At 62.9% G+C, this 21,978-nt stretch carries 19 protein-coding genes; 6 read left to right on the forward strand and 13 right to left on the reverse strand.

Annotated features, from left to right (window positions below; all coding sequences use genetic code 11):
* Positions 1-78: 78 nt before the first annotated feature.
* The 11 genes from AD664_RS23785 to AD664_RS23835 all read right to left on the reverse strand — a co-directional run bounded on the left by AD664_RS23785 (position 79) and on the right by AD664_RS23835 (position 12,154).
* The gene (locus tag AD664_RS23785) at positions 79-1,014 is read right to left on the reverse strand and encodes a response regulator (RefSeq protein WP_053150374.1); all 936 of its coding nucleotides are present in this window, start codon (positions 1,012-1,014) and stop codon (positions 79-81) included.
* Positions 1,015-1,181: 167 nt separating this feature from the next.
* Positions 1,182-1,943, reverse strand: a complete 762-nt coding sequence (gene phoU, locus AD664_RS23790) for a phosphate signaling complex protein PhoU (RefSeq protein ID WP_030139132.1) — start codon at positions 1,941-1,943, stop codon at positions 1,182-1,184.
* A gap of 113 nt (positions 1,944-2,056) precedes the next feature.
* Positions 2,057-2,890 carry a phosphate ABC transporter ATP-binding protein PstB gene (gene pstB / locus AD664_RS23795; protein WP_053150376.1) on the reverse strand — a complete coding sequence of 278 codons (834 nt, stop codon included), beginning with the start codon at positions 2,888-2,890 and terminating at the stop codon, positions 2,057-2,059.
* Between the two features lie 93 nt (positions 2,891-2,983).
* Positions 2,984-4,654: a phosphate ABC transporter permease PstA gene (gene pstA, locus AD664_RS23800; protein WP_053150379.1), complete on the reverse strand. Its 1,671-nt coding sequence runs from the start codon at positions 4,652-4,654 to the stop codon at positions 2,984-2,986.
* A 15-nt stretch (positions 4,655-4,669) separates the two neighbouring features.
* Complete coding sequence (locus AD664_RS23805) at positions 4,670-6,703, reverse strand: ABC transporter permease subunit (RefSeq protein ID WP_172679765.1); 2,034 nt, start codon at positions 6,701-6,703, stop codon at positions 4,670-4,672.
* 471 nt (positions 6,704-7,174) lie between these two features.
* The gene (locus AD664_RS23810; RefSeq protein ID WP_047735733.1) at positions 7,175-8,173 is read right to left on the reverse strand and encodes a phosphate ABC transporter substrate-binding protein PstS; all 999 of its coding nucleotides are present in this window, start codon (positions 8,171-8,173) and stop codon (positions 7,175-7,177) included.
* Positions 8,174-8,299: 126 nt separating this feature from the next.
* A complete protein-coding gene (locus AD664_RS23815; protein ID WP_053150385.1) occupies positions 8,300-8,836 on the reverse strand; it encodes a DUF3299 domain-containing protein in 537 nt (178 codons plus the stop codon).
* Positions 8,837-8,925: 89 nt separating this feature from the next.
* The gene (locus AD664_RS23820; protein WP_053150387.1) at positions 8,926-9,171 is read right to left on the reverse strand and encodes a GlsB/YeaQ/YmgE family stress response membrane protein; all 246 of its coding nucleotides are present in this window, start codon (positions 9,169-9,171) and stop codon (positions 8,926-8,928) included.
* Positions 9,172-9,274: 103 nt separating this feature from the next.
* Positions 9,275-10,360, reverse strand: a complete 1,086-nt coding sequence (locus AD664_RS23825) for a 5-(carboxyamino)imidazole ribonucleotide synthase (protein ID WP_053150390.1) — start codon at positions 10,358-10,360, stop codon at positions 9,275-9,277.
* A gap of 12 nt (positions 10,361-10,372) precedes the next feature.
* The gene (gene purE / locus AD664_RS23830) at positions 10,373-10,864 is read right to left on the reverse strand and encodes a 5-(carboxyamino)imidazole ribonucleotide mutase (protein ID WP_003196369.1); all 492 of its coding nucleotides are present in this window, start codon (positions 10,862-10,864) and stop codon (positions 10,373-10,375) included.
* 372 nt (positions 10,865-11,236) lie between these two features.
* A complete protein-coding gene (locus AD664_RS23835; protein ID WP_042731962.1) occupies positions 11,237-12,154 on the reverse strand; it encodes a LysR substrate-binding domain-containing protein in 918 nt (305 codons plus the stop codon).
* Between the two features lie 178 nt (positions 12,155-12,332).
* Here AD664_RS23835 and aspA point away from each other — a divergent pair, with 178 nt between their 5' ends.
* The 4 genes from aspA (at position 12,333) to AD664_RS23855 (ending at position 18,010) form a co-directional block, all read left to right on the forward strand.
* Entirely contained in the window at positions 12,333-13,757 is a 1,425-nt protein-coding gene (gene aspA / locus AD664_RS23840; RefSeq protein WP_042731957.1) for an aspartate ammonia-lyase, read from the forward strand.
* 492 nt (positions 13,758-14,249) lie between these two features.
* Positions 14,250-15,698, forward strand: a complete 1,449-nt coding sequence (locus tag AD664_RS23845; protein ID WP_053150391.1) for a sodium:alanine symporter family protein — start codon at positions 14,250-14,252, stop codon at positions 15,696-15,698.
* Positions 15,699-15,831: 133 nt separating this feature from the next.
* Positions 15,832-16,836 carry an asparaginase gene (locus tag AD664_RS23850; protein WP_053150394.1) on the forward strand — a complete coding sequence of 335 codons (1,005 nt, stop codon included), beginning with the start codon at positions 15,832-15,834 and terminating at the stop codon, positions 16,834-16,836.
* Positions 16,837-17,017: 181 nt separating this feature from the next.
* Positions 17,018-18,010, forward strand: a complete 993-nt coding sequence (locus AD664_RS23855; protein ID WP_053150398.1) for an AraC family transcriptional regulator — start codon at positions 17,018-17,020, stop codon at positions 18,008-18,010.
* Positions 18,011-18,030: 20 nt separating this feature from the next.
* Here the strand turns inward: AD664_RS23855 and AD664_RS23860 are convergent, their stop codons facing one another.
* Together AD664_RS23860 and AD664_RS23865 are read right to left on the reverse strand one after the other, a co-directional pair.
* Complete coding sequence (locus AD664_RS23860) at positions 18,031-18,681, reverse strand: HAD family hydrolase (RefSeq protein ID WP_053150401.1); 651 nt, start codon at positions 18,679-18,681, stop codon at positions 18,031-18,033.
* Between the two features lie 210 nt (positions 18,682-18,891).
* The gene (locus AD664_RS23865; RefSeq protein ID WP_053150404.1) at positions 18,892-19,437 is read right to left on the reverse strand and encodes a gamma carbonic anhydrase family protein; all 546 of its coding nucleotides are present in this window, start codon (positions 19,435-19,437) and stop codon (positions 18,892-18,894) included.
* 72 nt (positions 19,438-19,509) lie between these two features.
* Here AD664_RS23865 and prlC point away from each other — a divergent pair, with 72 nt between their 5' ends.
* Positions 19,510-21,588, forward strand: a complete 2,079-nt coding sequence (prlC, locus tag AD664_RS23870; RefSeq protein WP_172679763.1) for an oligopeptidase A — start codon at positions 19,510-19,512, stop codon at positions 21,586-21,588.
* Positions 21,585-21,863, forward strand: coding sequence for a YheV family putative zinc ribbon protein (locus tag AD664_RS23875; RefSeq protein ID WP_042732621.1), 279 nt, complete (start codon positions 21,585-21,587; stop codon positions 21,861-21,863). Before prlC ends, AD664_RS23875 begins: the two co-directional genes overlap by 4 nt.
* The last annotated feature ends 115 nt before the right edge of the window (positions 21,864-21,978 follow it).

The following is a 21,978-nucleotide window of genomic DNA, read 5'->3' on the forward strand; positions in this document are numbered from 1 at the left end:
CACTCGATCCAGTGAATACTGAAGATTCCGTGTGGGAGCGGGCTTGCTCGCGAAGGCTGCCTGAAGGGCACCGCTGGATCAGGCGCCGGGTACGAAGTGCTTCTGGGCGGTGCCGCGGGCGATCAGGCGGGAGATGTAGTCGAGTTTCTGCGGGTCTTTGTCGACGAAGCGGAACGTCAGTTGCAGCCATTCGCTGTCAGGCGTTTGCTCGTGAGCGACGATGGCGTGCAGGTAGCCGTTCAGGCGAGCGGTCTCGGCGTTGTCGCCCTGCTCCATGTCCAGCACCGCGCTTTCCAGCACTTGGGGCAGGTTGTCGCTGCGCTTGACCACCAACAGCGCTTCCTTGAGGCTCAGGGCCTTGATCACGCAGGCCTGGGTCCCGCTGGACAGGCGCAACTGGCCCTGGCCACGATTGCCCGCCGGCGCGGCAGCCGGGGCCTTGACGGGCGGGCTGTTGAGCAAACCTCCCGCTGGCGCGGCGGCGGCCACGGCAGCGGGCCTGGCGACGGGATTCACCGCAGGTGCAGCAGCGGCAACCGGAGCGGCCTTGCCCCCGGTGAGGGCGCTCAGGGAGTCATTGCCGAACGCCGAGTTCATCTTGGTCGGGGCGCTGTTCATCAGGGTGTCGAGCTTGCCGACCTTGTGCAGGGCCTGTTTGACCTTGGTCAGCAACTGTTCGTTGGTAAACGGCTTGCTGACGTAGCCGGACACGCCGGCCTGGATCGCCTGGACGACGTTTTCCTTGTCGCCACGGCTGGTCACCATGACGAACGGCATGCCCTTGAGATTGTCCTGTTGACGGCACCAGGTCAGTAGCTCCAGGCCGGACATTTCGGGCATTTCCCAATCGCACAGCACCAGGTCGAACGCCTCGCGGGCCAGCAGGGCCTGAGCTTTCTTGCCGTTTACCGCGTCTTCGATGCGCACGCCCGGAAAGTAATTGCGCAGGCACTTCTTCACCAGGTCGCGAATGAACGACGCATCATCCACGACCAACACACTGACCTTACTCATCCAGATACACCTCTAAAAAATCCCGGCAAGCATACCGCTTTTACTGATGGCACATTGCCAAAAACCGTCAGTCACGCCGGGACTTTTCGTTCACGGGGTGCTGCTTTCGATTAAAAAAAACCCAAAAAAAAGCCCGACCAGAAGGCCGGGCGCTTTTCTTGGCAATCTTACTTATCGTCCGTCTCGCCTGGAACATTAGCGGTTTCGGACGGGGTGCCTTCAACTTCTTCCTTCATGCGCTTGAGCCCCATGTGCCGTACATCGGTACCACGCACCAGGTAGATCACAAGTTCGGAGATGTTGCGCGCATGATCGCCGATACGCTCCAGGGAACGCAGGACCCAGATGATGCTCAGCACCCGGGAGATGGAGCGCGGGTCTTCCATCATGTAGGTCGCCAGCTCACGCAGGGCGGTCTTGTACTCGCGGTCGATGATCTTGTCGTACTGGGCCACCGACAACGCCAGGTCGGCGTCGAAGCGGGCGAACGCATCCAGCGCGTCGCGAACCATGTTGCGCACCTGGTCACCAATGTGGCGCACCTCGACGTAACCACGGGGCGCTTCGCCTTCTTCGCACAACTGGATGGCACGACGGGCGATCTTGGTGGCTTCGTCGCCGATCCGCTCCAGGTCGATCACCGACTTGGAGATGCTGATGATCAGGCGCAGGTCGGACGCCGCCGGCTGACGACGGGCCAGGATGCGCAGGCACTCTTCGTCGATGTTGCGTTCCATCTGGTTGATCTGGTCGTCGATCTCGCGCACCTGCTGGGCCAGGCCGGAGTCGGCCTCGATCAGCGCGGTCACCGCGTCGTTCACCTGCTTTTCCACCAGGCCGCCCATGGCCAGCAGGTGGCTGCGCACTTCCTCGAGCTCGGCATTGAACTGTGCGGAAATGTGATGAGTAAGGCCTTCCTTCGAAATCATGGTTTTGCTCCGCAAAAGCTGTGAGCTGCAAGCTTCAAGCTGCAAGCTGATGTGTGTCGTTACGCTAAACTGCTTTTACTTGCCGCTTGAAGCTTTGCGGCTCGCAGCTACCGCTAGCCATAGCGGCCCGTAATGTAGTCTTCGGTCTGTTTCTTGGCCGGGTTGGTGAACAAGGTGTCGGTGTCGCCGAATTCCACCAGTTTGCCCATGTACATGAACGCGGTGTAGTCGGACACCCGCGCTGCCTGTTGCATGTTGTGGGTCACGATGACGATGGTGAACTTGGACTTGAGCTCGTAGATCAGCTCCTCGACCTTCAGCGTCGAGATCGGGTCCAGGGCCGAGCATGGCTCATCGAGCAGCAGCACTTCGGGTTCCACGGCGATGGTGCGGGCAATCACCAGGCGCTGCTGCTGGCCGCCGGAAAGGCCCAGGGCCGAGTCATGCAGGCGGTCCTTGACCTCGTCCCACAGCGCCGCGCCCTTGAGCGCCCATTCCACGGCTTCGTCGAGAATACGCTTCTTGTTGATGCCCTGGATGCGCAGGCCGTAGACCACGTTCTCGTAGATGGTTTTCGGGAACGGGTTCGGTTTCTGGAACACCATGCCCACGCGACGACGCAGCTCGGCCACGTCCTCGCCCTTGCGGTAGATGTTGTTGCCGTAGAGGTTGATCTCGCCTTCGACGCGGCAACCGTCCACCAGGTCGTTCATGCGGTTGAACGTGCGTAGCAAGGTCGACTTGCCGCAACCCGACGGGCCGATGAACGCGGTGACGCGCTGCTTCGGGATGTTCATGCTGACGTCATACAGCGCTTGTTTCTCGCCGTAGAACAGGCTCAGGCCGGGCACTTCGATGGCGACGGTTTCCTGGGCCAGGTCCAGGCTCTGCTTGTCGCGGCCCAGGGCCGACATGTTGATGCCGTGTGAATGTGCTTCGTGTTGCATGGTCTCACTCCGTTCGTAGCTGCAAGCTTCGAGCTGCAAGCTGCAAGTTTGGGCAGAGGCGGCTTCTAGCTTGCCGCTCGTGGCTAAGCGCTGTCAGCTATCCAATGCTTTGTACTTTTCGCGCAGGTGGTTACGGATCCATACCGCCGACAGGTTCAAGACGGCGATCACCAGCACCAGCAACAGCGCCGTGGCGTATACCAGCGGCCGTGCGGCCTCGACGTTCGGGCTCTGGAAGCCCACGTCATAGATATGGAAGCCCAGGTGCATGATCTTCTGGTCCAGGTGCAGGTACGGGTAGTTGCCGTCCAGCGGCAGCGACGGCGCCAGCTTCACCACGCCCACCAGCATCAGCGGCGCCACCTCACCGGCGGCACGGGCCACGGCGAGGATCATGCCGGTCATCATCGCCGGGCTCGCCATCGGCAGGACGATTTTCCACAAGGTCTCGGCCTTGGTCGCGCCGAGGGCCAGGGAGCCTTCGCGCACGGTACGCGGGATCCGCGCCAGGCCTTCTTCCGTCGCCACGATCACCACCGGGACCGCCAGCAGCGCCAGGGTCAGCGACGCCCAGAGCAGGCCGGGAGTGCCGAAGGTCGGCGCCGGCAGGGCTTCGGGGAAGAACAGGCGGTCCACCGAGCCACCCAGCACATAGACGAAGAAGCCCAGGCCGAACACGCCGTAGACGATCGCCGGAACCCCCGCCAGGTTGTTCACCGCGATGCGGATCAAGCGGGTCATCGGCCCCTGGCGAGCGTACTCACGCAGGTAGACCGCGGCCAGCACGCCGAACGGGGTCACGATCATCGCCATGATCAGGGTCATCATCACCGTGCCGAAGATCGCCGGGAAGATACCGCCTTCGGTGTTGGCTTCACGCGGGTCATCGCTGAGGAATTCCCAGACCTTGCTGAAATAGAAGCCCAGCTTGGTAAAGGTGCCCATGGCGTTCGGCTGATAGGCGTGCACCACCTTGCCAATGCCGATCTCCACTTCCTTGCCGTTGGCGTCGCGGGCGGTCAGGCTGTCGCGGTTGAACTGCGCGTGCAGGTCGGCCAGGCGCGCCTCGATGTCCTTGTAGCGGGCGTCGAGCTCGGCCCGCTCACTGGCCATGTCGGCTTGGGCGGCGGCATCGAGCTTGCCCTCCAGCTCCAGTTTGCGCCCGTGCAGGCGGATACGTTCCAGGCCGGCGTTGATCGCGCCGATGTCGGATTTTTCCAGGGTCTTGAGCTCGGCGGCGAGCTTGTTGACCCGCGCAATGCGGGTCTGCAACTGCGGCCAGGCAGCCTCGCCCTCGGCGATGACCTTGCCGTCTTCCTTGACGTTGACCAGGTAGCCGTAGAAGTTGCCCCACTCACGACGCTCGATGGCCATCAGTTCCGGTGGCGTGGTCTGGTTGGTCAGCCAGTCGCCGACGATCCAGGTGAAGTCGGTGCCGTTCAGGTCACGGTTGCCCACCTTGACCAGTTCGCGGGTCATGAATTCCGGGCCTTCGTCGGGCACCGGCAGGCCGGCGCTCTTGAGCCGCTCGCGAGGCACTTCTTCTTTCTGCACCACCTCGCCCACCACCAGGTGCGCAGGCATGCCCGGCACGTTGTAGTTGGCGTGGATCAGGTCCGCCGGCCAGAAGTGGCCCAGGCCGCGCACGGCAATCACCGCCAGCAGGCCAATGGTCATGATGACCGCGATGGACACCGCGCCACCGCTGATCCAGACGCCGGGGGCGCCGCTCTTGAACCATCCTTTCAGGGAGTTCTGTTTCACAGACTTCTACCTTTCTTAAAGCGACGAATATTTCTTGCGCAGACGCTGACGGATCAGCTCGGCGAGGGTGTTCATGACGAAGGTGAACAACAGCAGCACCAGCGCCGACAGGAACAGCACGCGGTAATGGCTGCCGCCGACTTCCGACTCGGGCATTTCCACCGCCACGTTGGCCGCCAGGGTGCGCAGGCCTTCGAACAGGTTCATTTCCATGACCGGGGTGTTACCGGTGGCCATCAGCACGATCATGGTTTCACCCACCGCCCGGCCCATGCCGATCATCAAGGCCGAGAAGATGCCCGGGCTGGCGGTGAGGATCACCACGCGGGTCATGGTCTGCCACGGCGTGGCGCCCAGGGCCAGGGAGCCCAGGGTCAGGCCGCGTGGCACGCTGAACACGGCGTCTTCGGCGATGGAGTAGATGTTCGGGATCACTGCGAAGCCCATCGCCAGGCCGACCACCAGGGCGTTGCGCTGGTCGTAGGTGATGCCCAGGTCATGGGAGATCCACATGCGCATGTCACCGCCGAAGAACCAGGCTTCCATGTACGGACTCATGTACAGCGAGAGCCAGCCCACGAACAGGATCACCGGGATCAGCAAGGCGCTTTCCCAGCCATCCGGCACCTTCAGGCGCACGGACTCGGGCAAGCGGCTGAAGACGAAGCCGGCCAGCAGGATGCCGATCGGCAGCAACATCAGCAGGCTGAAGATGCCCGGCAGGTGGCCTTCGACGTACGGCGCCAGGAACAGGCCGGCGAAGAAACCGAGGATCACCGTCGGCATCGCTTCCATCAGCTCGATCACCGGCTTGACCTTGCGGCGCATGCCCGGAGCCATGAAATAGGCGGTATAGATCGCCGCCGCGACCGCCAGCGGTGCCGCCAGCAACATCGCGTAGAACGCCGCCTTGAGGGTACCGAAGGTCAGTGGCGAGAGGCTCAGCTTGGGTTCGAAGTCGGTGTTGGCCGCGGTCGATTGCCAGACGTACTTGGGTTCGTCGTAGTTTTCGTACCAGACCTTGCTCCACAACGCGCTCCACGAGACTTCCGGGTGCGGGTTATCCAGCGTCAGCGGTTGCAGCTTGCCGCCCTGCTCGACGATCAACCGGTTGGCCCGTGGCGACATGCCGAACAGGCCCTGGCCGTCGACCACCTGGTCCACCAGCAACGTGCGATGGGCCGTGCTGTGGAACACTCCGAGCTTGCCGGACGCATCGAGGGCAACGAAGCCCTTGCGACGCTCCTCGGCAGTGATCTCGACAATCGGCGTGGTGCCCATCTGGAAGCTGCGGATCTGCTTCAGGCGCTGCTCGCCGTCAGGATCGCGCGCCATGAACCACTGGCTCAGGCCTCCCGTGGAGTCGCCGACGATCAGCGAAATGCCGCCCACCAGCTGGGTCGCCGCGGTGACTTGGGCTTCGCCGTTTTCCAGCAGTTTGTAGCGCCCGTTGAGGCTCTTGTCCCGCAGGCTGAACACGTCAGCCTGGGCACGTCCGTTGATCACGTACAGCCACTGCTGACGTGGGTCGACGAAGATGTTCTTCACCGGCTCGGTCATCTGCGGCAAGTCGATGCGCGTCTGCTCGCTGGTGACTTCGCCGGTCATCATGTTTTCTTCGCTGGTCAGCGACAGCACCTGCAGTTGCGCGCCACTGGAACCGGCAAGCAGCAGGGTCGAATCGGTGGCGTTGAGGCTCACATGCTCCAGCGCGGCACCCTGCTCGTTCAAGGCGATAGGCGTTTCGCCGTACGGGTACTCGACATCGGGCGAGATGGTTTTCTTGCCGTCCGGGTAGCTGACCTTATAGGTGTGACGGAACACCAGGGCCTGGCCGTTGGACAAACCGATCACCACCAGCGGGCTGCCGGGCTGGTCTTCACCGATGGACGTCACGCTGGCGCCGGCCGGGATCGGCAGGTCGACGCGGCGCAGCTCGGCACCGTTGTGAACGTCGAAAAACAGCGCCTGGCCCTTGTCGGAAACCCGCATCGCCACCTGGTTCTGTTCTTCGATGGCAATCATCAGGGGTTTGCCGGCGTCTTGCATCCAGGCCGGGGTGATCGGGTCCTTGGCGGTCAGGTCCGCGCCCTGGAACAGGGGCAGCACCACATAGGCCAGGAAGAAGAAGATCAAGGTAATGGCGGCGAGTACCGCGAGGCCGCCCACCAGGACGTACCAGCGGGTCAGGCGATCCTTGAGCGCACGGACACGGCGCTTGCGTTGCAGCTCAGGCGTATTGAAGTCAATGCGCTTGGGAGGGGAAGTCGTAGTCATTGTGGAATTGGCCAGATCATTCATGCGCACACCCTAGCGATCCTGTATGACAGAAAGATGACAATGCAGTGACGCAACAAAACCGCCGCCCGTGGGAACCGGCAGCGGAGAGAAAATTAGTGTGTGGGAGCGAGCTTGCTCGCGATGAGGGCGTCACATTCAACATCAGTGTCGACAGACCCACCGCTATCGCGAGCAAGCTCGCTCCCACAGAAAGCCCGGGCATTGGCCCGGGCTCAGGCGTTACTTCTTGGCGACGTTGCCGCCTTCCGACAGACCCAGGTCAGCCAGCGCCTTGGCGGCGACCTTGGCTGGCAGTGGGATGTAGCCATCCTTGACCACGACTTCCTGGCCTTGCTTGGACAGGACCAGCTTCACGAACTCGGCTTCCAGCGGGGCCAGAGGCTTGTTCGGAGCCTTGTTGACGTACACGTAGAGGAAACGCGACAGCGGATACTTGCCGTTCAGGGCGTTTTCTTCGGTGTCTTCGATGTACTCAGTGCTGCCTTTCTTGGCCAGGGCCACGGTCTTCACGCTGGCGGTCTTGTAGCCGATGCCCGAGTAGCCCACGCCGTTGAGCGAAGAGCTGATGGACTGCACGACCGAAGCCGAACCAGGCTGCTCGTTCACGTTAGCCTTGTAGTCGCCTTTGCACAGGGCTTCTTCCTTGAAGTAGCCATAGGTGCCGGATACCGAGTTACGGCCGAACAGTTGCACCGGCTTGTTGGCCAGGTCACCGGTCACGCCCAGGTCGCCCCAGGTCTTGACGTCGGCTTTGCCGCCGCACAGACGGGTGGACGAGAAGATCGCGTCAACCTGTTCCATGGTCAGGTGCTGGATAGGGTTGTCCTTGTGCACGAATACCGCCAAGGCATCGACCGCCACTGGAATAGCGGTTGGCTTGTAGCCGTACTTCTGCTCGAAGGCTTGCAGCTCGTTGTCCTTCATCTTGCGGCTCATCGGGCCCAGGTTGGAGGTGCCTTCGGTGAGTGCGGGCGGCGCGGTGGAGGAACCGGCGGCCTGAATCTGGATGTTTACGTTCGGGTATTCTTTCTTGTAGTTCTCGGCCCACAAGGTCATCAGGTTGGCCAGGGTATCGGAGCCGACGCTGGACAGGTTGCCCGACACACCTGTGGTCTTGGTGTAGCTCGGGATCGCAGGGTCAACAGCGGCAACCGCGTTGGCAGTCGCAACGCCAGCGGCGACAAAGGTCATTGCCGCCATCAAACGCTTCAGTTTCATGCCTTACTCCTAGCAGATAGGGTGTGTTAAGTCGGCCAAGTATCGGTAAGCCGTGTGAACACTCTATGGCTGAAATATGACAATTGGATGAAAGGCCAGCATGGACTTTTACAAAGCGTTTCTGCGTTACAGATCAGCCTCCTTCACCACCCTCACCTTTTCCGCGTCCAGCGCATAGGCGGCGCTGGCCAGGTCGTTGTCGACCTTTTCGATCTTCAGCGTCCCGATTACCCACAGCGGTGTGTAGATATCGTCCAGCTTCAAGCCCTTGGGGTAGCGCACCAGCACCAGTTGATTGGGCGGTGGTGGCGGGACGTGGATGCAGGCGCCCGGGTAAGGCACCAGGAAAAATAGCGTGCTGCGGCCCTTGGCGTCGGTTTCCATCGGCACCGGGTAGCCGCCGATGCGGATGTGCTTGTCGTTCATCGACGCCACGGTCTTGGTCGAATACATCACCGCCGGCAACCCCTTGCTCTGCTTCAGGCCACCTTTATTGGTGAACGTGCCGTCGGCTTCGGGGGAGTTGTGGTCGATTTCAGGCATGGCCTCAAGGGCCTTCTGGTCCGACTTGGGCATCAGCTCGAGCCAATCGGTTTCCGGCAATTGGGCAGCATGGGCCAGGCCACTGCCCAGCAAAAGAAGGGTCAACACTAGACGGCGCATGAACGGGCTCGGCAATGAGGGAAGGTTGGAACGCCGGGCATTCTAGCCCCCTGCGCGCGCCGCGAGCAGAGGGCTTTGTCGCATTTGAATCAGTTTCTTTTGATCAGGCCGTAGATCACCAGCAGCACGATAGCGCCCACCAGGGCACCGATGAAGCCCGCGCCTTCGCCGGCATGGTAAATGCCCAGGGCCTGGCCGCCGTAGGTGGCTGCCAACGAACCGCCGATACCGAGCAGGATGGTCATGATCCAGCCCATGCTGTCATCGCCCGGTTTCAGGAAGCGCGCCAGCAGGCCGACGATCAAGCCAATAAAGATGGTTCCGATGATTCCCATGGCAATTCCCCTTTTGATTGAGCGTCATGCCAAAGCCTAGTCAGACTTTGGCACCTTGCCATGAGAGAATTCGGCCGACGAATGGTTCCAACAATGTTTCAGATTATTGCTCGGCGATCAGCGCCTCGACCTGGATGATCTGCTGGGCCAGGGTCGCCCGGTCAGCGCAACGCAGGTTGGCGTGACCCACCTTGCGGCCGGCCTTGAAGGCCTTGCCATAGTGATGCAGATGGCAGTCGGCAATCGCCAGGACTTTCTCGGTGTCCGGCACCTTGCCAATGAAGTTCAGCATCGCGCTTTCACCGACCTTGGCGGTCGATCCCAGCGGCAGGCCAGCCACCGCCCGCAGGTGGTTTTCGAACTGGCTGCACTCGGCGCCTTCGGTGGTCCAGTGACCGGAGTTGTGCACACGCGGGGCGATTTCGTTGGCCTTGAGGCCACCGTCCACTTCAAAGAACTCGAACGCCATGACGCCGACGTAGTCGAGCTGCTTGAGCACCCGGCTGGAATAATCCTCGGCCAAGGCTTGCAGCGGGTGTTCGGTGCTGGCGACGGACAGCTTGAGGATGCCGTCCTTGTGGGTGTTGTGCACCAGCGGGTAGAAACGGATTTCACCGTCGCGAGCGCGCACGGCGATCAGCGAGACTTCCCCGGTGAACGGCACGAAGCCCTCCAGCAGGCAAGCCACGCTGCCGAGTTCGGCAAAGGTGCCGGCCACGTCTTCAGGGCTGCGCAAAACTTTCTGGCCCTTGCCGTCATACCCCAGGGTGCGGGTCTTGAGGACAGCCGGCAAGCCGATGGCGGCGACGGCCGCGTCGAGATCGGCCTGGGATTGAATGTCGGCAAAGGCCGGGGTAGGAATGCCCAGGTTCTTGAACATGTTCTTTTCGAACCAGCGATCGCGAGCGATCCGCAGCGCTTCGGCACTTGGGTAGACGGGGACGAACTGGGACAGGAAGGCAACCGTTTCAGCCGGGACGCTTTCGAACTCGAAAGTCACCAGATCGACTTCATCAGCCAACTGGCGCAGGTGATCCTGGTCGCCGTAATCGGCCCGCAGATGTTCACCCAGCGCCGCGGCACAGGCGTCCGGCGCTGGGTCCAGGAAAGCGAAGTTCATCCCCAGCGGCGTACCTGCCAGGGCCAACATGCGACCCAACTGGCCGCCACCGATTACACCGATCTTCATTCGTCAACCACCTCAGGCAATGCGCGGGTCCGGGTTGTCCAGGACGCTGTCTGTCTGCTCAGCACGGAATTTTTTCAGCACGGTATGAAACTGCGGGTGCTTGGCGCCCAGGATGCTCGCCGACAACAGGGCGGCGTTGATCGCACCGGCCTTGCCGATGGCCAGGGTCGCCACCGGGATGCCGGCCGGCATCTGCACGATCGACAGCAGCGAATCGACGCCCGAGAGCATCGACGACTGCACCGGCACACCCAGCACCGGCAGGTGGGTCTTGGCCGCACACATGCCTGGCAAGTGGGCCGCGCCACCGGCACCGGCGATGATCACCTCAATGCCACGGGCCTCGGCTTCTTCGGCGTACTGGAACAGCAAGTCCGGGGTGCGGTGGGCAGAGACCACTTTGACCTCGTAAGGGATGCCGAGCTTTTCCAGCATATCGGCGGTGTGGCTAAGGGTGGACCAATCGGACTTGGAGCCCATGATCACGCCAACCAATGCACTCATCAATGTGCCTCTTCTCTCTGGGCGCCCGCGGGCGCGTCAAAAAACAACAAGCCACGCGGGAAACCGGCGTGGCTTGTTGTACGAATAATGGCCGGGTGAACCGACCGAAGGCCGGGCAGTATACCGAAAACGGTGCGTTAAACGCACTTTCGCCGACCATCTGTCATTTGAGGCGAAGCGGCGGTTTTATTGACTTCGAGGTCAGCAGAACAACGACACAAATCCCTTGTGGGAGCGGGCTTGCTCGCGATAGCGACCGGTCAGTCAATGCAACGGTGAATGTCAGTCCGTCATCGCGAGCAAGCTCGCTCCCACAGGGGCTCGGTGATGACCCTGATATCAGTGACATCCCACAAGAGGTCTGCGCTGTCTTCAGGAACCGGGAACACTCTGGGCCACCCCGCCCTCCAGCTTGCGCCACAACAACCGGACATTGGCCTTGCGCACCAGGGCACAGCGGTAGAGGCGGATCTCCAGTGGGACGTGCCATTGCGCCCCGCCGCAGATCACCAGTTCGCCCCGGGCCAGTTCGGCGCGCACGCTCAGGTGCGGCACCCAGGCGATCCCGAGGCCTTCCAGGGCCATGCTTTTCAGGCTGTCGGCCATGGCCGTTTCATAGACAGTGGTGAAGCGCAGCGCGCGTTGGCGCAGCAGCTGATTGACCGAGCGCCCCAGAAATGCCCCGGCGCTGTAGGCCAGCAGCGGCACGCTGGCCTCGCCTTCGAGGTCGAACAGTGGATTGCCGTCCGCATCCGCCGCACACACCGGGAGCATCTGGGTCTGGCCCAGGTGCAGCGACGGAAAGATCTCCGGGTCCATCTGCATCGCAGAGTCCGGATCATAGAAAGCCAGCATCAGGTCACAACCGCCCTCGCGCAGGGCGTGGACGGCGTCGCCCACGTTGGTCGCCACCAGGCGCGTGGCGATGTTCATGCCTTCGTTGCGCAACTGCGCGATCCAACGCGGGAAGAAGCCCAGCGCCAGGGAATGCGCGGCGGCCACCTGGATGACCTCGCCCTGCCCGCCTTCCAGGTGATGCAGATGACGCAACACTTCACCCAGTTGCTCGACCACCGTTCGCGCCGTCACCAGGAACAACTGCCCGGCCGCCGTCAGCTCGATGGGCGTGCGCGAACGGTTGACCAGGGTCAGCCCCAGTGCCGCTTCAAGGCTGCGGATCCGCCGGCTGAACGCCGGCTGCGTGACGAAGCGCCGCTCGGCCGCCTGGGAGAAACTGCGAGTCGCGGCCAGGGCACTGAAGTCCTCGAGCCATTTGCTTTCAAGATTCATCACGTCCTCCCACATGCACCAAAACGGGTCACACGCTCGCCATAACGCCGGCGTCACACCGGCATTATGCCGAATATGCATAGGGCAGTGTTTAACAGCATTGGCCCTAATTTGCATGCAGGCCTAGGATTCGAGGCGTTCCGGCTCAGACCGGGTCCTTATCGAGATGATTTCCGTCATGTCCTCCGCTGCATCTTTCCGCACAGAAAAAGACCTGCTTGGCGTACTCGAAGTACCGGCACAAGCGTATTACGGCATCCAGACCCTGCGAGCGGTGACCAACTTCCGCCTCTCCGGCGTTCCGATTTCGCATTACCCCAAGCTGGTGGTCGGTCTGGCCATGGTCAAGCAAGCCGCCGCCGATGCCAACCGCGAGTTGGGCCAGCTCAGCGAAGCCAAGCACGCCGCCATCAGCGAAGCCTGTGCACGATTGATCCGCGGTGATTTCCACGAAGAATTCGTGGTGGACATGATCCAGGGCGGCGCCGGCACGTCGACCAACATGAATGCCAACGAAGTCATCGCCAACATCGCGTTGGAGGTCATGGGCCACAACAAGGGCGAATACCAGTACCTGCACCCGAACAACGACGTGAACATGGCGCAGTCCACCAACGACGCCTACCCGACCGCGATCCGCCTCGGCCTGCTGCTGGGTCACGATGCGTTGCTGGCCAGCCTCGACAGCCTGATCCAGGCGTTCGCGGCCAAGGGTGAAGAATTCAGCCACGTCCTGAAAATGGGCCGCACCCAGCTGCAAGACGCCGTGCCGATGACCCTCGGCCAGGAATTCCGCGCCTTCGCCACCACCCTGGGCGAAGACCTGGCGCGCCTCAAGACCCTGGCACCCGAACTGCTCACCGAAGTGAACCTGGGCGGCACCGCCATCGGCACCGGCATCAACGCCGACCCGCGCTACCAGGCCCTGGCCGTACAGCGCCTGGCGACCATCAGCGGCCAGCCGCTGGTGCCGGCCGCCGACCTGATCGAAGCCACCTCCGACATGGGCGCCTTCGTGCTGTTCTCCGGCATGCTCAAGCGCACCGCGGTCAAGCTGTCGAAGATCTGCAACGACCTGCGCCTGCTGTCCAGCGGCCCGCGCACCGGCATCAACGAAATCAACCTGCCGGCCCGCCAGCCAGGCAGCTCAATCATGCCTGGCAAGGTCAACCCGGTGATCCCGGAAGCGGTCAACCAGGTGGCCTTCCAGATCATCGGCAACGACCTGGCCCTGACCATGGCAGCCGAAGGCGGCCAACTGCAATTGAACGTGATGGAGCCGCTGATCGCCTTCAAGATCTTCGACTCGATCCGCCTGCTGCAACGGGCCATGGACATGCTGCGCGAGCACTGCATCGTCGGCATCACCGCCAACGAAGTGCGCTGCCGCGAGCTGGTCGAACACTCGATCGGCCTGGTCACTGCCCTGAACCCGTACATCGGCTATGAAAACGCCACCCGCATCGCCCGTGTCGCCCTTGAAAGTGGCCGCGGCGTGCTGGAACTGGTGCGTGAGGAAGGCTTGCTCGACGACGCCATGCTCGACGACATCCTGCGCCCGGAAAACATGATTGCTCCGCGCCTGGTCCCGCTCAAAGCGTGATCGACGCGACCATTGCTCACCAGGTCGAGGGACTAGACACCTCTCACCTTTTGAGGGCTTGGGGATCTTCCCCAAGCCCTTTTTTTAATTGAAAGCTGCAAAGCGAGGATGCCAGAACCTGTGGGAGCGAGCCTGCTCGCGATGAACGATGACGCGCTGCCGTTTGAAAAAACCGTGTCGTCAGCCATCGCGAGCGGGCTCGCTTCCACAAGAACCTGACCGAAAGGCCAGGTGCTGCAAAAGCTCCGTTTCGTCGGACGCACCACAACCGTGCAGACGGGCACCGCACTGATCGGTATAGTGCCGCCCCTCTTCGCGTGAGCGGTCGTCGGTAACGAGGCCCAACACATGCGAAACCCGAACTAATAACAAACCCGCGAAATGGACCGGGACGAAACATCGCCTCGCCTGTCGTGCCGTCCGCCGGCCGATGTAACGCGATGTTTCCAACTGGCCAGCATTTGCTTAAACAAAAAACAGCGAGGAATACTCATGCTCGAAGTCATCAACGACTTCCTCTCAGGGAAAGTGCTGATCCTGCTTATTGTGGGACTCGGTAGCTACTTCACGATCCGCTCGCGCTTCGTCCAGTTCCGCCATTTCGGCCACATGTTCAGTGTCTTCAAAGAGTCCCTTCACGGCCAGGCAGGCCAGCTGAGCTCGTTCCAGGCCCTGATGCTGAGCCTCGCCGGTCGCGTCGGCGCCGGTAACATCGCCGGTGTCGGCATCGCCGTGACCCTCGGCGGCCCGGGCGCTGTGTTCTGGATGTGGGTCACCGCACTGGTGGGCATGTCCAGCAGCTTCTTCGAATGCACCCTGGCCCAGGTCTACAAGCGCGCCGACGGCGACGGCCTGTACCGCGGCGGTCCGGCCTACTACATCCAGCACGGCCTGAAGCTGAAAGGCATGGCGGTGGTGTTCTCCATCCTGCTGCTGGTCACCTACGGCTTCGCCTTCATCGGCCTGCAGTCCTACACCGTGACCCACTCGCTGCAGAACGCCTTTGCCTTCGATCCACGCCACACCGGTATCGTCCTGGCGGTGCTGCTGGCCATCACCTTCATCGGCGGCATCAAACGCATCGCCGCGGTGTCCGACCTACTGGTACCGATCAAGACCCTGGCCTATATCGGCGTGACCCTGTACGTGATCGGCACCCAGATCGAACACGTGCCAGCCATGCTGGAAACCATCTTCAAGAGCGCCTTCGGCCTCGACCCAGCCTTCGGCGGCCTGCTCGGCAGCGCCATCGTGATGGGCGTGAAGCGTGGCGTGTTCGCCAACGAAGCAGGCCTGGGCAGTGCGCCGAACGTCGCCGCCGTGGCCGCCGTGAAGCACCCGGGCGCCCAGGGCGTGGTCCAGGCCTTCAGCGTGTTCCTCGACACCTTCGTGATCTGCACCTGCACCGCGCTGCTGATCCTGCTGTCGGGCTTCTACACCCCGGGCTTCGAAGGTGACGGCATCGTCCTGACCCAGAACTCGCTGGCCGCCGTGGTCGGTGACTGGGGGCGCGTGTTCGTCAGCGTCGCGCTGTCGCTGTTCGTCTTCACCTGCATCCTCTATAACTACTACCTGGGCGAGAACAGCCTGCAGTTCCTCAGCCGCAACCGCGTCGTGCTGATGGTTTTCCGCGGCCTGGTTCTGGCGCTGGTGGTATGGGGTTCGATGCAGGATCTTTCGACCGTGTTCGCCTTCGCCGACATCACCATGACCTGCCTGGCCTTCGTCAACTTGATGGCCCTGGCCATGTTGTTCAAGGTCGGCCTGCGCGTGATGCGCGACTACGACGAGCAGCGCCGCGCCGGCGTCAAGCAACCAGTGTTCGATTCCAGCAAATTCACCGATCTGGACCTGGACCTGAAGGCCTGGCCGACCAGCCCAAGCCAATCGGCTCCACGCGAGCAAGGCGCAGCCCAGGGCACGCCTGCCACGCAACGCTGATCGACCTGGCGGGTGGCTCCCCGCCACCCGCCGCGACAGACCGCAACGAGTGGCGTCCTGCCACTCGACGTGACACACCTTGCGCACGCAGGCATGCTGCGGCGCAAGGTGTATTCGTCCAGGAGACCCATCAATGAATTCCGCCTCTTACCCTGCCGCCCAGCACGTCATGGTGCTCTACACCGGCGGCACCATCGGCATGCAAGCCAGCGCCCACGGCCTGGCGCCTGCATCCGGTTTCGAAGCGCGGATGCGCGACTACCTGCACAGCCAACCCGAACTCGTCGTCCCGCAGTGGCGCTTCCGGGAAATGTCGCCTTTGATCGACAGCGCCAACATGACCCCGGCCTACTGGCAGCAACTGCGCGAGGCGGTGGTCGAGGCGGTGGATGAGCAGGGATGCGACAGCGTGCTGATCCTGCACGGCACCGACACCCTGGCCTACAGCGCGGCGGCGATGAGCTTCCAGTTGCTCGGCCTGCATGCCCGCGTCTGTTTCACCGGCTCGATGTTACCGGCGGGCGTGACCGACAGCGACGCCTGGGAAAACCTCAGCGGCGCCCTGGTCGCCCTCGGCCAGGGCCTGGCGCCAGGCGTGCACCTGTATTTCCATGGCGAGCTGCTGCCACCGACCCGCTGCGCGAAAGTGCGCAGCTTCGGTCGTCACCCGTTCAAGCGCCTGGAGCGCCAGGGTGGCGGCGTGAAAGCCGGGGCGTTGCCGACGCAGTTGAATTACGACCAGCCCAAGCAACTGGCGAACGTCGCAGCGCTGCCGCTGTTTCCCGGCATCAGCGCCGAAATCCTCGATGGCCTGCTGGGCAGCGGTATCCAGGGCCTGGTGCTGGAGTGCTACGGCAGCGGCACCGGGCCCAGCGACAACCCGGCCTTCCTTGCCAGCCTGGAGCGGGCGCGGGACAACGGCGTGGTCGTGGTGGCGGTGACCCAATGCCATGAAGGTGGCGTCGAGCTGGATGTGTACGAGGCCGGCAGCCGCCTGCGGGGCGTCGGCGTGTTGTCCGGTGGTGGCATGACCCGCGAAGCGGCGTTCGGCAAGTTGCAGGCGTTGATTGGCGCCGGCTTGCCGGTGGACGAGGTTCGCCGGTTGGTCGAGCTGGATTTGTGTGGCGAACTCGCCTGAGGTAGGCCCTTAACCTGTGGCGAGGGAGCTCGCTCCCGCTTGAGCGCGAACCGCTCACAGCACAGAGGGCTGCTGCGCAGCCCAGCGGGAGCAAGCTCCCTCGCCACAGCATCCCTGTGCCAACGAAAGGTACGGCACACAACTTGCTCGATTTCCAGCCTTCCCCCGGCTGGAAACGGACATGCTGCATTCCCACCTCACCACCCTCAACGCCGTCTCCCTGGTGCTCAACGCCTTCAAGCACGAAGGGCTGCCCGGTGACGCCCTGTTGGCCGGCAGCGGCATCAGCACGGCGGATCTGAGTCGGGCCGACACGCGCATCACCACCAATCAGGAGATGCAGGTCTGCGCCAACGCCGTGGCCCTCAAGCGGGACATCGGCCTGGAACTGGGGCGGGACATGCACGTGTCCTCCTACGGCATGCTCGGCTATGCACTGCTCACCAGTGCCACCTTAGGTGACGCTTTGCGCCTGGCGCTGCACTATCCGGCGCTATTGGGAACACTCTTCGAACTGAACCTGGAGGACGATGGCGAGTACGTCTGGCTCAACGCCAGCGACTATCGAGAGAACCCGGCCCTGGCGGTGTTCAACGCCGAGTTCTGCATGGTTTCGCTGAAAGTCATCTGCAACGACCTGCTCGGCCATCCGCTGCCCTTGCGCGCGGCACGCTTCGAACATGCGGCGCCGGATTACCAGGCACGGTACAGCGCGCACTTCAATTGCCCGGTGCGCTTCAACAGCCTGGACAACGGGTTCGCCTTCGATCGCCAATGGCTCGGGCAACCCCTGCCCCTGGCCGACCCCATCACCCACCACGCCATGGCCGAACGTTGCCGCCGGCAGAACACCGAATTCACGGGCCGCCAAGCCTGGCTAGGACGGATCCGCCAGTTGCTGGCCGCTCAATTGGACGCCGCCCCCGGCCTGGAAAGCCTGGCCGAACAGATGAACTGCTCGGCGCGCACCTTACGCCGGCACCTCAAGGAGCTGGGTTGCAGCTATCAGGAACTGCTGGACGAGCTGCGCTTCGAACGGGCCAAGCAGATGCTGTACGAGGACCAACTGCCGATCTACCGGATCGCCGAGCTGCTCGGCTTCAGTGAAACCGCCAGCTTCCGCCACGCTTTCGTACGCTGGAGCGGCGTAGCGCCGAGCCAGTTCAGGCCTTGAGCCGTTCGATCACGATGGAACTAGCCGCGCACAAACGCCCGGTGCAACGCGTCCACCGTCTGGAAGTGATAGGCCGGGCTTTCGGCACACAACTCCTCATGGCTTCCGAATCCATACCCCACTGCCGCCGCGTCCAGGCCATTGCTGCGGGCGCCGATCAGGTCGTGCTTGCGGTCGCCGATCATCAGGGTGCTGGCCGGGTCGAGGTTTTCTTCGGCCAGCAGGTGGGCAATCAGCTCGACCTTGTCGGTACGGGTGCCGTCCAGTTCGCTGCCGTAGATCACCTTGAAGTGCCGGGCGAAGTCGAAGTGGCGGGCGATTTCCCGAGCGAAGACCCACGGCTTGGACGTCGCGATGTACAGCTGCCGGCCCTGCCCGCCCAGGGTTTCCAGCAACGGCATCACGCCGTCGAAGACGCGGTTTTCATAAAGCCCGGTGACCTTGAAACGCTCACGGTAGAAATTCACCGCCTCCCAGGCCTTCGCCTCATCGAAGCCATAGAACTGCATGAACGCCTGCAACAGCGGTGGGCCGATGAAATGCTCGAGGCGGGTCAGGTCGGGTTCGTCGATGCCCAGCTTGCTCAAGGCAAACTGGATCGAACGGGTGATGCCCTCGCGTGGGTCGGTGAGGGTGCCGTCGAGGTCGAAGAGTAGGGTTTGGTAGTGCATGAACATTCCTGGGGAGCGGTGCGACATGGCGTCCATCTTACGGACTGGAGTGAGTTCGTGGCGAGGGTGCTTGCTCCCGCCGGGCCGGGCTGGTGCTCCAGCGTGCAACGGCCCTGAACTCAAGTAACTCGGTGGATCAGATAGATCGAGGGGGCTGCTGCGCAGCCCAGCGGGAGCAAGCTCCCTCGCCACGGTAGTAAAAAGGGCAATTCAGATCCGGTCATAACCTTCGGCCAGGTGCAGGTCCTTGAGCTTCACGTAGTTCGCCGCGCTGTAGGTGAAGAACGCGCGCTCCTTGTCGGTCAGCGGCCGGGCCTGTTTCACCGGGCTGCCGACGTACAGGAAGCCACTCTCCAGCCGCTTGCCCGGCGGTACGAGGCTGCCGGCACCGATGATCACGTCGTCCTCGACCACGGCACCATCCATCACGATGCTGCCCATGCCAATCAACACTCGGCTGCCCACGCTGCAGCCATGGAGCACGACCTTGTGGGCGATGGTCACGTCGTCGCCGACCCGCAATGGAAAACCGTCGGGGTTGAAAGGCCCGGCGTGGGTGATGTGCAGCACGCAGCCGTCCTGGACGCTGGTGCGGGCACCGATGCGGATATGGTGCATGTCGCCACGAATGACGGTCAGCGGCCAGACGGAGCTGTCTTCACCGATCTCGACGTCGCCGATCACCACCGCGGTGCTGTCGACAAAGGCGCCCCGGGCAAGCCGTGGGCTGTGGTTCTGGTACGTGCGAAGGGTCACGATAGGCTCTCTCTTTTCGGCTGATAGGTGCTGCTAGCTGCGGTGAGCGTCGATTGTAATTAAGATGGCCCCATGTTTCTTCCAGCCAAGGTGCCAACCGTGAGCGTGAACAACCCTCTTTTGCAACCCTATGACCTGCCGCCATTCTCGGCGATTCGTGCCGAGCATGTGCAACCGGCCATCGAGCAGATCCTGGCTGACAACCGCGCGGCCATCGCGCAAATCCTCAAGAGCCAGGGGCAGCAGCCGACCTGGGCCGGCCTGGTGCTGGCGATGGACGAACTCAATGATCGCCTCGGCGCTGCCTGGAGCCCGGTCAGCCATTTGAACGCCGTGCGTAACAGCCCCGAACTGCGCGAGGCCTACGAGGCCTGCCTGCCGGCGCTGAGTGCGTACTCCACCGAACTGGGCCAGAACCGCGAACTGTTCCAGGCATTCGAAGCCCTGGCGCGCAGCCCCGAAGCCGCCGGGTTCGACGTCGCGCAAAAAACCATCCTCGAGCATTCCCTGCGGGACTTCCGTCTGTCGGGTATCGACCTGCCGCCCGAGCAGCAGAAGCGCTACGCCGAGGTACAGAGCATGTTGTCCGAGCTGGGCAGCCGTTTTTCCAACCAACTGCTGGACGCCACCCAGGCCTGGACCAAGCACGTCACTGACGAAGCCGCCCTCGCCGGCCTGACCGACTCGGCCAAGGCGCAGATGGCCGCCGCCGCGCAGGCCAAGGGGCTGGACGGCTGGCTGATCAACCTGGAATTCCCCAGCTACTACGCGGTGATGACCTACGCCGAAGACCGCGCCCTGCGTGAAGAGGTCTACGCGGCCTACTGCACCCGCGCCTCGGACCAGGGCCCGAATGCCGGCCAGAACGATAACGGCCCGGTGATGGAACAGATCCTCGACCTGCGCCAGGAGCTGGCCCAACTGCTGGGCTTCGCCAATTTCGCCGAGTTGAGCCTGGCGACCAAAATGGCTGAGTCCAGCGACCAGGTGCTCGGTTTCCTGCGGGATCTGGCCAAGCGCAGCAAACCGTTCGCCGCACAGGACCTGGAGCAGTTGAAGGCCTTCGCCGCCGAACAGGGCTGCCCCGACCTGCAAAGCTGGGACAGCGGCTTCTATGGCGAAAAACTGCGCCAGCAACGCTACAGCGTTGCCCAGGAAGCCCTGCGTGCCTACTTCCCGATCGACAAGGTACTGGGCGGCCTGTTCGCCATCGTGCAACGCCTCTATGGCATCGAGATCGCCGAACTGAAAGGTTTCGACGCCTGGCACCCGGACGTTCGCCTGTTCGAGATCAAGGAGAATGGACAACACGTCGGCCGCTTCTTCTTCGACCTCTATGCCCGCGCCAACAAACGCGGCGGTGCCTGGATGGATGGCGCGCGCGACCATCGGCGCACCCTCGACGGCTCGCTGCAAAGCCCGGTGGCCAACCTGGTGTGCAACTTCACACCGGCCGACAGCGGCAAGCCGGCGCTGCTGACCCACGACGAGGTCACCACGCTGTTCCACGAATTCGGCCATGGCCTGCACCACCTGCTGACCCGTGTCGAGCACGCCGGTGTGTCCGGCATCAACGGCGTGGCCTGGGATGCCGTGGAGCTGCCGAGCCAGTTCATGGAAAACTGGTGCTGGGAGCCCGAAGGCCTGGCGCTGATTTCCGGCCACTATGAAACCGGCGAACCGCTGCCCCAGGACCTGCTGGAAAAAATGCTCGCGGCGAAAAACTTCCAGTCCGGCCTGATGATGGTCCGTCAACTGGAGTTCTCGCTGTTCGACTTCGAGCTGCACGCGACCCACGGCGACGGCCGCAGCGTGCTGCAAGTGCTCGAAGGCGTGCGCGACGAGGTGTCGGTCATGAGGCCGCCGGCCTACAACCGCTTCCCCAACAGCTTCGCGCACATCTTTGCCGGCGGCTACGCGGCGGGCTACTACAGCTACAAATGGGCGGAAGTGTTGTCGGCCGACGCGTTCTCGAAGTTCGAAGAGGACGGCGTGCTCAACGCCAACACCGGCCGCGCGTTCCGCGAAGCCATCCTCGCCCGCGGCGGCTCGCAAGAGCCGATGGTGCTGTTCGTCGACTTCCGTGGCCGTGAGCCGTCGATTGACGCACTCTTGCGCCATAGCGGCCTGACCGAGGACGCGGCAGCATGAGCGAGGGGCCTGTGATCACCAAACGACGCTTCATCGCCGGGGCGGTCTGCCCGGCGTGCAGTGAGCCGGACAAGCTGATGATGTGGAACGAAGACGGCGTACCCCACCGCGAATGCGTGGCCTGCGGTTATTCCGACACACTCAACGAGCAAGGCCTGTCGGTGCCCAAGGAACTGGGCACGCGCGTCAACACCTCGGCGCCCAAGGTGCCGGACGCCAAGGTCCAGGCGGTGCAGTTCTTCCCCAACCCCAAGTTGAAGAAGAAAACCGACTGAAACCTGCGGTGTGACCGCCCGGCCCGGCCGGAAGAACACACCACAGGCCATACATAGTTACCGCCCGGCACGCGGCCTTCCTTTCCAGACTGTCCAGCACGTACAGACTGACAGG

It is taken from the genome of Pseudomonas sp. P97.38 (assembly GCF_001269745.1).
GTDB lineage: Bacteria > Pseudomonadota > Gammaproteobacteria > Pseudomonadales > Pseudomonadaceae > Aquipseudomonas > Aquipseudomonas chlororaphis_E.

Excerpts from the sequence above, each read along its gene's own strand:
- AD664_RS23810 (WP_047735733.1), bottom strand. The coding sequence starts at position 8,173 with ATGAAACTGAAGCGTTTGATGGCGGCAATGACCTTTGTCGCCGCTGGC.
- AD664_RS23805 (WP_172679765.1), bottom strand. The coding sequence starts at position 6,703 with ATGCAAGACGCCGGCAAACCCCTGATGATTGCCATCGAAGAACAGAAC.
- AD664_RS23875 (WP_042732621.1), top strand. The coding sequence starts at position 21,585 with ATGAGCGAGGGGCCTGTGATCACCAAACGACGCTTCATCGCCGGGGCG.
- AD664_RS23845 (WP_053150391.1), top strand. The coding sequence starts at position 14,250 with ATGCTCGAAGTCATCAACGACTTCCTCTCAGGGAAAGTGCTGATCCTG.
- pstB (WP_053150376.1), bottom strand. The coding sequence starts at position 2,890 with ATGCAACACGAAGCACATTCACACGGCATCAACATGTCGGCCCTGGGC.
- prlC (WP_172679763.1), top strand. The coding sequence starts at position 19,510 with ATGTTTCTTCCAGCCAAGGTGCCAACCGTGAGCGTGAACAACCCTCTT.
- phoU (WP_030139132.1), bottom strand. The coding sequence starts at position 1,943 with ATGATTTCGAAGGAAGGCCTTACTCATCACATTTCCGCACAGTTCAAT.
- aspA (WP_042731957.1), top strand. The coding sequence starts at position 12,333 with ATGTCCTCCGCTGCATCTTTCCGCACAGAAAAAGACCTGCTTGGCGTA.
- AD664_RS23815 (WP_053150385.1), bottom strand. The coding sequence starts at position 8,836 with ATGCGCCGTCTAGTGTTGACCCTTCTTTTGCTGGGCAGTGGCCTGGCC.
- AD664_RS23860 (WP_053150401.1), bottom strand. The coding sequence starts at position 18,681 with ATGCACTACCAAACCCTACTCTTCGACCTCGACGGCACCCTCACCGAC.
- purE (WP_003196369.1), bottom strand. The coding sequence starts at position 10,864 with ATGAGTGCATTGGTTGGCGTGATCATGGGCTCCAAGTCCGATTGGTCC.
- AD664_RS23835 (WP_042731962.1), bottom strand. The coding sequence starts at position 12,154 with ATGAATCTTGAAAGCAAATGGCTCGAGGACTTCAGTGCCCTGGCCGCG.
- AD664_RS23825 (WP_053150390.1), bottom strand. The coding sequence starts at position 10,360 with ATGAAGATCGGTGTAATCGGTGGCGGCCAGTTGGGTCGCATGTTGGCC.
- AD664_RS23785 (WP_053150374.1), bottom strand. The coding sequence starts at position 1,014 with ATGAGTAAGGTCAGTGTGTTGGTCGTGGATGATGCGTCGTTCATTCGC.
- AD664_RS23855 (WP_053150398.1), top strand. The coding sequence starts at position 17,018 with ATGCTGCATTCCCACCTCACCACCCTCAACGCCGTCTCCCTGGTGCTC.
- AD664_RS23820 (WP_053150387.1), bottom strand. The coding sequence starts at position 9,171 with ATGGGAATCATCGGAACCATCTTTATTGGCTTGATCGTCGGCCTGCTG.
- AD664_RS23850 (WP_053150394.1), top strand. The coding sequence starts at position 15,832 with ATGAATTCCGCCTCTTACCCTGCCGCCCAGCACGTCATGGTGCTCTAC.